General features: G+C 36.0%; 7 protein-coding genes. 2 read left to right on the top strand and 5 right to left on the bottom strand.

The features are described 5' to 3' along the window. Positions 1 to 209 precede the first annotated feature (209 nt). On the top strand, positions 210 to 1,139 hold the full coding sequence (gene lgt, locus D778_RS00400) for a prolipoprotein diacylglyceryl transferase (protein ID WP_007646573.1): 930 nt from the start codon (positions 210 to 212) through the stop codon (positions 1,137 to 1,139). A 2-nt stretch (positions 1,140 to 1,141) separates the two neighbouring features. Next, complete coding sequence (locus D778_RS00395) at positions 1,142 to 1,645, top strand: DUF192 domain-containing protein (RefSeq protein ID WP_007646571.1); 504 nt, start codon at positions 1,142 to 1,144, stop codon at positions 1,643 to 1,645. Between the two features lie 298 nt (positions 1,646 to 1,943). Here D778_RS00395 and secDF read toward each other — a convergent pair whose 3' ends face one another. The 5 genes from secDF to gyrB form a co-directional block, all read right to left on the bottom strand. Beyond that, complete coding sequence (secDF, locus tag D778_RS00390; RefSeq protein WP_007646569.1) at positions 1,944 to 4,931, bottom strand: protein translocase subunit SecDF; 2,988 nt, start codon at positions 4,929 to 4,931, stop codon at positions 1,944 to 1,946. Between the two features lie 148 nt (positions 4,932 to 5,079). After that, the gene (locus tag D778_RS00385; RefSeq protein ID WP_007646567.1) at positions 5,080 to 5,742 is read right to left on the bottom strand and encodes a hypothetical protein; all 663 of its coding nucleotides are present in this window, start codon (positions 5,740 to 5,742) and stop codon (positions 5,080 to 5,082) included. 32 nt (positions 5,743 to 5,774) lie between these two features. Then, positions 5,775 to 6,701, bottom strand: a complete 927-nt coding sequence (gene mdh / locus D778_RS00380; RefSeq protein WP_007646565.1) for a malate dehydrogenase — start codon at positions 6,699 to 6,701, stop codon at positions 5,775 to 5,777. Positions 6,702 to 6,789: 88 nt separating this feature from the next. Continuing rightward, positions 6,790 to 7,803, bottom strand: coding sequence for a DUF6588 family protein (locus D778_RS00375; RefSeq protein WP_007646564.1), 1,014 nt, complete (start codon positions 7,801 to 7,803; stop codon positions 6,790 to 6,792). A 158-nt stretch (positions 7,804 to 7,961) separates the two neighbouring features. After that, positions 7,962 to 9,911 carry a DNA topoisomerase (ATP-hydrolyzing) subunit B gene (gyrB, locus tag D778_RS00370; protein WP_007646563.1) on the bottom strand — a complete coding sequence of 650 codons (1,950 nt, stop codon included), beginning with the start codon at positions 9,909 to 9,911 and terminating at the stop codon, positions 7,962 to 7,964. Positions 9,912 to 10,265: the final 354 nt, after the last annotated feature.

Below are 10,265 nucleotides of genomic sequence, written 5' to 3'. Positions count from 1 at the left end.
CCATCGCCTTGGGGACGTTCTGGCTACGACCCAGTTCCGGAAAAGGATGACAACTAAAAACTAGCCATCGCGCCAGCTCGCGACCTGTCCGTTTAAACAAATCATCACCATTTCCACATCCCTTTAATGATAAATTCTCGTTAATCCTTTTTAACATATTGATTTTAATAATACATAAATGCTATCTTTACAATCACAAATTAAAATCTATGTTTCTACTTAAATTCGATTGGAATCCTGTTTCAGGAATAGACATTATTGGAAATTTCAAACTTCATTTTTATAGCATGATGTGGATAATAGCCTTCCTTTTAGGTTGGTATATCATGAAACGGATTTTTATTAAAGAAAAAGTGAAACTGGAATATTTAGACCCTTTATTTATTTACACAGTTTTTGCAACCATGCTGGGAGCACGTTTGGGACATGTGTTATTTTACCAATCGGAATTGATCTCTCAAGATTTTTTTAGCATCTTTTTACCATTTCGTTTTCATCCAGAATTCGAATTTACGGGCTTTCAAGGCTTGGCAAGTCATGGAGCAGCTATAGGCATCATTATTGGTATGTATTTATACCGAAGAAAATACAAGTACAAATCTTTAATGTGGATATTGGACAGAGTGGTCATTCCTGTGGCGTCTGGAGCTGTATTTATTAGAATTGGGAATTTTATTAATTCTGAAATTATTGGAAAAGTAACCGATTCAGCTTTCGGAGTTCGTTTTATTCAAGATGAATATGGCCAAGGGGAAGCCATGCAGCTTACAGGCATGAAAACACCAAAAGCAGCTTATGATGCCATTGCAACCAATCCTCAGTTTCAAGACTTGTTGCAAGCAGTACCTTATAGACATCCTGCCCAGTTATATGAAGCTTTCTGTTATGTTTTTGTGTTTGTTATTTTATGGTATTTCTATGTTAAAACCAACAAAGGCAACCAAGCTGGATTTTTGTTCGGTTTATTTTTAGTGCTGCTATGGACCATACGTTTATTTGTGGAATTTGTAAAAGAACCTCAAGGTGAAGAATATATAACCTTAATGGGCTTAAATACGGGACAGATGTTAAGTATTCCATTTATAATTATTGGACTTTATTTTATGTTTGGTTTTAAACCAAAAACCAAGGAAGCTTAAATATGAATTTTAAATCAAGGCACTCTTTACCATTTCTTTTTGCTTTAAGCTTGGTCTCTTTTAGTATTAACAGTTCTTGTAAAGAAGACAAAAAAATAATTAAGACCACTGAAGTTCCTTTTACCAAAGAAGGCGAGTTAACTTTGTTTAAAGCTACCACAGACTCCCTAGTTTCTAAATTGGATATTGAAATAGCAGATACCGAATACGATACACAAACAGGATTGATGTACCGTAATTCCATGAAAGAACACCAAGGTATGTTGTTTGTATTTCCTGATGAAAGACCTCGTTCGTTTTATATGAAAAACACCAGGTTTGCACTAGATATAATTTATTTGGATCAATCAAAATCCATTGTCAGTTTTCAAGAAAATGCCCAACCCTTAAATGAGTCTTCGTTACCGTCTCACGTTCCTGCCATGTATGTTTTGGAGGTTAATGCTGGCTTGGTGAGCAAATGGCGCTTGGAAGTTGGTGATAAGATGGAATTTTCCAAGAATTAGCCTTCCCTATTTCGCTCAAGCTTTGCTCGTATAAACAGATTTCAGTCTCAGTTTTCAGCTTTTGGCATGGTATGTGTTTAAAAACCCTGTGTTTTTAGGAGAAAACAGATTACAACTAAAACTAAAGATTTAAAACAATCAACTTAAACATCAGCAAATAAGAATCAGTTTTTAATGTTTTCATAGTACTTTCTTCAAAAAACAAATACCTTCTGCTTTTATAACCCAAATGATATAGTTAAAAAAAAGCCTTTCAGAAATAACTGAAAGGCTTTACTATATTTTATAAAAGAATGCATTAAGCTTTAGCTTCTTCCATTTCTTCTTTTACCTTGTTTTTTAAGGACTCTTTGGCATCACCTTTTTTAACAGAGTCGTACATAATTGGAGTTGCAATAAATAATGATGAATAAGTACCTACTATTACACCTACAATTAAGGCAAACATAAATCCTCTAATAGAATCCCCTCCAAATATGAAGATGGCCAACAATACCACTAAAGTAGTTAAAGAGGTATTTAAGGTTCTACTTAAAGTACTGCTTAATGACACGTTGATCACTTTATCGAAATGCCAATTGGCATGCTCATTAAAGAACTCACGAATTCTATCGAACACTACAACCGTATCGTTTAATGAATATCCTATTACTGTTAAGATAGCCGCAATAAAGGCTTGGTCTATCTCCATGGTAAATGGCATGAATTTGTATGTTAAAGAGAAAACACCCAATACAATAAGCACATCATGAAATACTGCTGCCACTGCACCAAGTGAGAATTGCCATCTTTTAAAACGGAATAAGATATAAAGGAATACCACGATTAAAGAGCCTAATATTGCCCAGAACGATGCTTTTTTAATATCGTCTGCAATGGTTGGACTTACTTTGTAGTATTTCATCAGTCCATGGGTTTTGTTCTCATCGTCACTAATAAATTCCTCATAAGAAATCCCATCTAAGTGTGGTTGTAAAGCTGTGTATAAGGTTTTTCTTAATTCTTCATCAACCTCTGTTCCTGTTTCTTCAACTTTAAATTTGGTAGTGATTTTTAACTGGTTGGCATTACCAAATGTTTTGGCATCTGCAGAACCAAATACTTCAGGAGAAGAAAGCAAACTAGTAATTTCCGAAGAGCTTACAGGTTGATCAAAACGTACTTGATAGGTTCTACCTCCAACAAAATCGACACCTTGATCCAAACCGTTTGTAAATAAAGATCCTAAACTTATTACAATAGCTATACTAGATACAATATAAGCTGTTTTGTGTTTCTTTAAGAAATCGATATTAATATTTCTGAATAGGTTTTTGGTAAGACCTGTAGCGAAGTCCAAGTTGCCTTTTCTTCCTATGTACCAATCTATAATCAGTCTTGTAATGAAAATTGCCGTAAATAAAGATGTAGCGATACCAATTAATAAGGTAGTTGCAAATCCTTTAATAGGTCCTGTTCCAAAAATGAATAAGATCAATGCTGTTAAACCAGTTGTAATATTGGCATCCAAAATAGAAGACAAGGCATTGCTAAATCCATCCTGGATGGACTCTTTCTGCCCTTTTCCTTTGGCCAATTCTTCGCGGATACGCTCAAAAATAAGCACGTTTGCATCGACCGACATACCAATGGTCAATACAATACCAGCAATACCAGGAAGCGTTAATACAGCTCCTAAACCAGAAAGCACACCAAAGATTAAAAGGATGTTGAAAATCATGGCGATGTCTGCAAACAAACCAGCTTTACCATAATAGAAAATCATCCATAACAGCACCAAGGAAAGTGCAATCAAGAAAGATATTTTACCGCTATCAATTGCTTCCTGACCTAAAGAAGGTCCTACTACCTCACCTTGAATGATATCTGCAGAAGCAGGTAATTTACCAGCACGTAAAACGTTTGCTAAATCGGTTGCTTCGTTTAGTGTAAAGTCTCCAGAAATTTGAGAGTTTCCGCCAGAAATAGCTCCAGTTGTTACACCAGGTGCAGAATACACCACATTATCCAGAACAATAGCTATCTGACTGCCTTGGTTAAAGGCTTTCCCAGTCATCTCTTCCCAAATTTTAGCCCCTTTGGCATTCATTTGCATAGATACAACAGGCTTGTTTGTTGGTCCAAACTCCTGACGAGCATCTGTAACCACAGCACCACTTAAAGGTGGTATGTTGTCCCTGTTTCCTACCAAAGCATATAAATCTACTATTTCGCTATCTTTTTCTGGTTTTCCAAACAAGAATTTTACATCACGCATTTCAGCAGGAATCAAAGCCCTTACTTGTGGCATGTTTAAATATTCCAGAACTTGGTCTTTATCCTTAATAGCAAATTGTGCCACAATAGGTCCTCCTTGGTAACCAAAACCTCTAATTAGTTTTCCTATAGGATTGCTTTCTATATCCAAAGAATCAGGATCGTCTCCCAATAAATCGGCAATTTTATCGTCTTCGGAATCTTGGGATTCTTCAGCTACTTCTTCGCTTGAGGTTTCATCACTTTCAGCTTCAATTTCTTTAAGCAATTCGTTGGCTTGGTTTAAAAAGCCAATGAAGTTTTCTCCCCTATAAGCTTCCCAGAATTCCAACTGAGCTGTACTTTGAAGGAGTTTAAGGGCTCTTTCTTTGTCTTTAACACCTGGAAGCTCTACTAAAATACGTCCAGAGTTCCCTAAACGTTGGATGCTAGGAGAGGTAACCCCAAATTCATCAATACGTTTACGCAATACTTCGAATGCAGATACAATAGATTCGTCTATTTTTCTTTCAATGATAGGTTTAACCTCATCATCGGTCATGTCAAAAGTAATTTCTTCGCTTAGTGTTCTATTGGCAAAAATATCAGGAGACGCCAATTTAGTATCACCTTTAATTTTATCAAAAGCTACAAAGAAATCTTCCAAATAGGTATTCTGACTGTTTTTTTGAAGTTCGGACGCATCGTCCAATGCTTTGTTAAAAACTGGGTCTTTACTGTAATTAGCCAAACCTTTCAAGATATCTTTTACAGATACCTGTAAGATAACACTAACACCTCCTTTAAGGTCCAGACCAAGATTCATGGCATTTTCCTTTACTTCGTTGTAAGTGTAATCTGCGATACCTAAACTATAAACTTTTTCGTTAGCTATTGAATCTAGATACTGACGCTCTTTTTCTACATCGCCTTTTGCATATACAATGGCATCTTCGTCTAAACTGTTTGCCTTAAATGTAAAAGACAATTGGTAAATACTTACCAAACCAAATAAAATTGCAAATAGTTTTACTAATCCTTTATTCTGCATTATTTATTAAATTAATTAGTTTCTTGTTGTTATTTTTAAAAACGAGCAAATATATATCTTCTATACTTATTTAACAAAATGTTTGAGATATATAACAAAAAAAACAGCCATAAAAAGCTGTTTTTTTTGTTATACTAAAATTGAAGGCTTACATCCCTTGCAAGTTGTCGGTTTTTTCGTAACCTTCTGGAGGTGTCATATCAAATTTATCATCAGAAACAGCTTCTTTTTTTATTTCTGTAGCTTCTTGGGTAATGGTTAGGTTCATTCCCATTTGATTCATGTTCATGGTCAAGTACATTGGAAACCCTTTAATATCTGCTCCCATCATGGTTGATTGCTGAGAAAGCGCACTCAATTTATCTGTAGTATAAATGTCCATTTTAACTACCACGCCATCTTTATTTACTTCCACATTATATTCTTGACACTCGTAACCCAATATGTTTTTGGTTTCATCTCCTTTAGTAACCGTAATGTTCTCTAAATCCTCTTCTGAAGGCTCCATGCTTTTTAACACATATTTTTTGCCTACCATTTGATTGTTTAAGGTCATTAACATTTGGTTATTGTCATTGTCCATAATGGTCACCGAAGTACCTGTCATGAAATTATTGGTTTCAGAACGGGATTTGTTTCCTTTAAAATACGTGGTGGTAACTATGTCTCCAACCATAGCCAACTGACTTTGTAATTCGGCATTGTCTGTGGACATGGTTTGTTTAGAAAGCACAACACCTTCTTTAATTGTTTCTTGCGAAAAACCAACTGAGGTGATTGCAACCAATACTATAAATAATATTTTTTTCATTTAATTCTTTTGTTTTATGTTGATTAGGATTCTTATAGTTCCAATAAACCGTTAGTTTTTCTAACAGCTTCTGCACTTTCTTTCATGTTGGCTTTTTCGGCATCGTTTAAGTCTATTTCAACTATTTTCTCAATTCCCTTTCTTCCTAGAATAACAGGAACACCTATACATATATCGTTCATGCCATATTCCCCTTCAAGGTAAACCGAACAAGGAAACATTTTTTTCTGGTCGCAAGCAATCGCATGAACTAAACTACTTACAGCAGCTCCTGGCGCATACCATGCAGATGTTCCCAATAATTTTGTAAGGGTTGCACCACCAACTTTTGTATCTTCTTTAACTTGTTCCAATCTTTCGGTAGATAAGAATTTAGTTACTGGAACCGAGTTTCTTGTTGCCAATCTGGTTAAAGGAATCATTCCCGTATCGCTATGTCCACCAAGTACCATTCCGTCTACATCGCTAATTGGAGCTTCTAAAGCTTCGGCCAATCTGTATTTAAAACGTGCAGAATCCAGAGCGCCACCCATTCCAATAATTCTATGTTTTGGTAAACCTGTAGCTTTTGCTGCTAGGTAAGCCATGGTATCCATTGGGTTACTTACAACAATAAGGATGGTATTTGGGGAATGCTCCACCAAGCTGGATGATACAGCCTTAACAATACCTGCATTGATACCAATAAGCTCTTCGCGGGTCATTCCTGGTTTTCTAGGAATACCAGAGGTAATCACACAAACATCGCTATTTGCAGTGGCAGAATAATCGTTAGTAATTCCAGTTATCTTCGTATCGAATCCGTTTAATGAAGCTGTTTGCATTAAATCCATGGCTTTCCCTTCAGCAAAACCTTCCTTGATATCCAATAAAACAACTTCTGATGCGAAATTTTTAATGGCAATGTATTCTGCACAACTGGCACCTACTGCTCCTGCTCCAACTACTGTTACTTTCATTTTTATATAATATTTTAAGTTTTGAAATGATTAAATTTCAGCAAATTTAACATTTTTAAATCATAATTGTTGGAAGTTTCAATGAAATCTAGAATGAAAAATTCAACCCTAACGAAGCACTATTGAATTCAGCAAACGTATAGTCTACATTTAGGCTGAAAAATCCTAGTTTTACATTGGCTCCCAGTGTGGTCCGGATGCCGTTTACCTTCTCTTCAATGGAAAAAGGGTCCACAATGCTTTCTGAATACAACAAACCATCTGTGACCACATAAGTTCCCAAAAGGTCTGTTTGTGATTTGCCACTTAAATAACCAATAGCTCCATAGGCATTTAGCACTTTAAAATTAGTAGAGGCAATCAACTCAAACAAGAAGGTATTGATATCTGTTTGCACTTGTTGATTACTACCCTCAACAAGATTGGAATCTGTAAAATCGTAGCTTCCATCCAGATGCGTGTATGCTATCAATCCAGAGATGGCTACTGGAAAGAATTTATCCCTAGGCAACCACGCTGTAAATTCCTGTTGAATACCAACCCCGTGTAGACCTGTTTTCACATCTTCAGTTTCAATTTTGGGAAAATAGCGCGCTTTTATTTGTGTGCCTCTAAATGGAGAAAACGCTGCTTGCAAAAATGCTGCAGGAATGATGTTGACTCCTGTGGAACCTATACCTGTTGGTAATGTTAACTCTGTTTCTTGATTACCAAAAATAGGATCGTCGTAAGTAATGACCACAGTGATGTCTGGGTCGTTATGTCCTAGGGCTGTAGCAACATTTTTAGAAGTGCTATTATCAAGAAATCGGATGTTTTCATAATCGCTTGCCCGCATTTCAAATGTTTTTTTATCATCGTTTATAAATGAGGTATTTGCTATAAGTCCTATTTCAAAACCAAATTGTTTTTGTCCCTTGGCATGGTTAAACCATCCGTTATTGATGCCATAAGCCAGTCCTTCGGTTGCTGGAGCCAAATAATCTTGACTAAAGCGCTTGGCATCATTAACACCAGCAGCCAATAAGTCGTCAATATTATCTTGAGATTGTACAGGAAATACAATGATGATTAAAAATAAAAAAAACGGGATTGTTTTCATGGTTTCTAAATTGTAGGTTTACTCAAATATATCAATTATTTATCAATTCTTGTTTTACTTTCCAAAAGCTTTGATACAAAAAAACCTGCAAGATCCTTTATCTTGCAGGTTATATCTTTATGTATTCTGTTTCAGTTTAAGTAACTGAAAGCAAAACATTAGGCATCAATGTTTGCATAAATGGCATTCTTTTCAATAAATTCCCTACGTGGTGGCACCTCGTCTCCCATGAGCATCGAGAAAATTCTATCGGCTTCGGTTCCATTATCTATTTGCACCAATCGCATGGTTCTAAATTCCGGGTTCATGGTTGTGTCCCAAAGCTGTTCGGCATTCATTTCCCCAAGACCTTTATAACGCTGTATGCTTACGTTTCCTCCAAACTCTTCCGCAATGGCATCTCTTTCTTTATCTGACCAAGCATATTGCTTTTTATTTCCTTTTTTAATTAAATACAAAGGAGGCGTTGCAATATAAACATACCCTTGTTCTATCAATTCTTTCATGTATCTAAAGAAGAAGGTAAGAATTAAGGTTGCAATATGGCTACCATCAATATCGGCATCACACATAATAACAATTTTATGGTAACGCAATTTTGATAGGTTTAAAGCTTTACTGTCTTCTTCGGTTCCTATGGTAACACCAAGCGCTGTAAAGATGTTTTTAATTTCTTCGTTTTCAAACACTTTATGGGTCATGGCCTTCTCCACGTTCAATATCTTACCTCTTAATGGCAAAATAGCTTGAAAAGCTCTGTCCCTACCTTGTTTGGCAGTTCCACCTGCCGAGTCTCCCTCAACCAGGAACACTTCACATTTGGCTGGGTCTTGCTCTGAACAGTCTGATAGTTTTCCTGGCAAACCACCAATGCTCATAACAGTTTTACGCTGAACCATTTCACGAGCTTTTTGAGCTGCATGACGTGCTTGTGCAGCAAGAATTACTTTCTGAACTATAATTTTGGCATCATCTGGGTGTTCTTCCAGGTAATCGGTTAGCATTTCAGACACTGCCTGACTTACAGAAGCAGACACTTCCCTGTTTCCTAATTTGGTTTTTGTTTGCCCTTCAAACTGTGGCTCTTGAACTTTTACAGAAATAATGGCCGTTAACCCTTCACGGAAATCGTCTCCTGCAATATCAAACTTTAATTTGTCCAACATGCCAGACTCATCTGCATATTTTTTAAGCGTATGTGTTAAGCCTCGACGGAAACCTGACAAATGGGTTCCTCCTTCATGTGTGTTGATATTGTTTACATAGGAATGTAGGTTTTCTGCATAAGACGTGTTGTAAACCATGGCCACTTCTACCGGAACACCATTTTTTTCACCTTCGAAAGCAATAACGTCTTTCATTAAGGGTTCTCTATTGCCATCCAAAAACTTGATAAATTCTTTTAAGCCTTCTTCAGAATGAAATGTTTCCCCTTCAAATTCACCATTATCTTTTTTTGTTCGCTTGTCTACCAAATGAATGGTAATGCCTTTATTTAAATAAGCCAATTCACGCATTCTACTGGCCAAAGTGTCATAGCTATACTCCAGGGTTTGAGTGAATATGGTAGAATCTGGTTTAAAAGTAACGGTTGTTCCTCTATTTTCTGTTTCACCAATTTCCTTTACAGGATATAAAGGTTTACCTCTTTCGTATTCTTGTTCGTAAATTTTACCATCTCTGTAAACGGTAGCCTTTAAGTGTTCTGACAAAGCGTTCACACAACTTACTCCAACACCATGCAATCCACCAGAAACTTTATAGGAATCTTTATCGAATTTACCACCAGCACCAATTTTGGTCATAACCACTTCCAAAGCAGATACTCCTTCTTTTTTATGAAGGTCCACTGGAATCCCACGACCATCATCTTCAGTAGTGATGGAGTTATCTTCATTAATGATTACAGTTATATTGTTACAGTGTCCAGCCAAAGCTTCATCAATAGAGTTGTCCACTACTTCGTATACCAAATGGTGAAGACCTCTTGTACCAACGTCTCCAATATACATGGATGGACGCATACGTACATGTTCCATACCTTCCAGGGCTTGGATACTATCTGCTGAATAATTGTGCTTGTTAAATTCTTCTTTTTCTTGACTCATATGATTCTTTATCTATTCGTTAAAAATCTTTGTTTTATCCACAAAAAAAATGACACTCACGCATCATTTTAGGATACTTACAAAGATACGAATTAAAAACGCTTTTTGAAAGCACTTTAACGAGTATAAACTATTTTTATCAACATTTGTTAATTACGCGAAAGTGTCTTAAAACGCTTAAAAAGTGCCTTAAATTGCATTTTAGGGTTTTTTATGGAAATGTTAAAATAACAAAAATGCCTTCTTGGCTCTAATGAAATCTATGGCGTTTTAAAATATTGTCTTTAAGTGATATTTTTTTGAAAATGCACTAAAAAAACGAACCAATAATTATTAGGGATCATTTTTTAAAAC

It is taken from the genome of Xanthomarina gelatinilytica (assembly GCF_000348685.1).
Lineage (GTDB): Bacteria > Bacteroidota > Bacteroidia > Flavobacteriales > Flavobacteriaceae > Xanthomarina > Xanthomarina gelatinilytica.
This window is presented reverse-complemented; position numbering and strand designations above follow the sequence as displayed.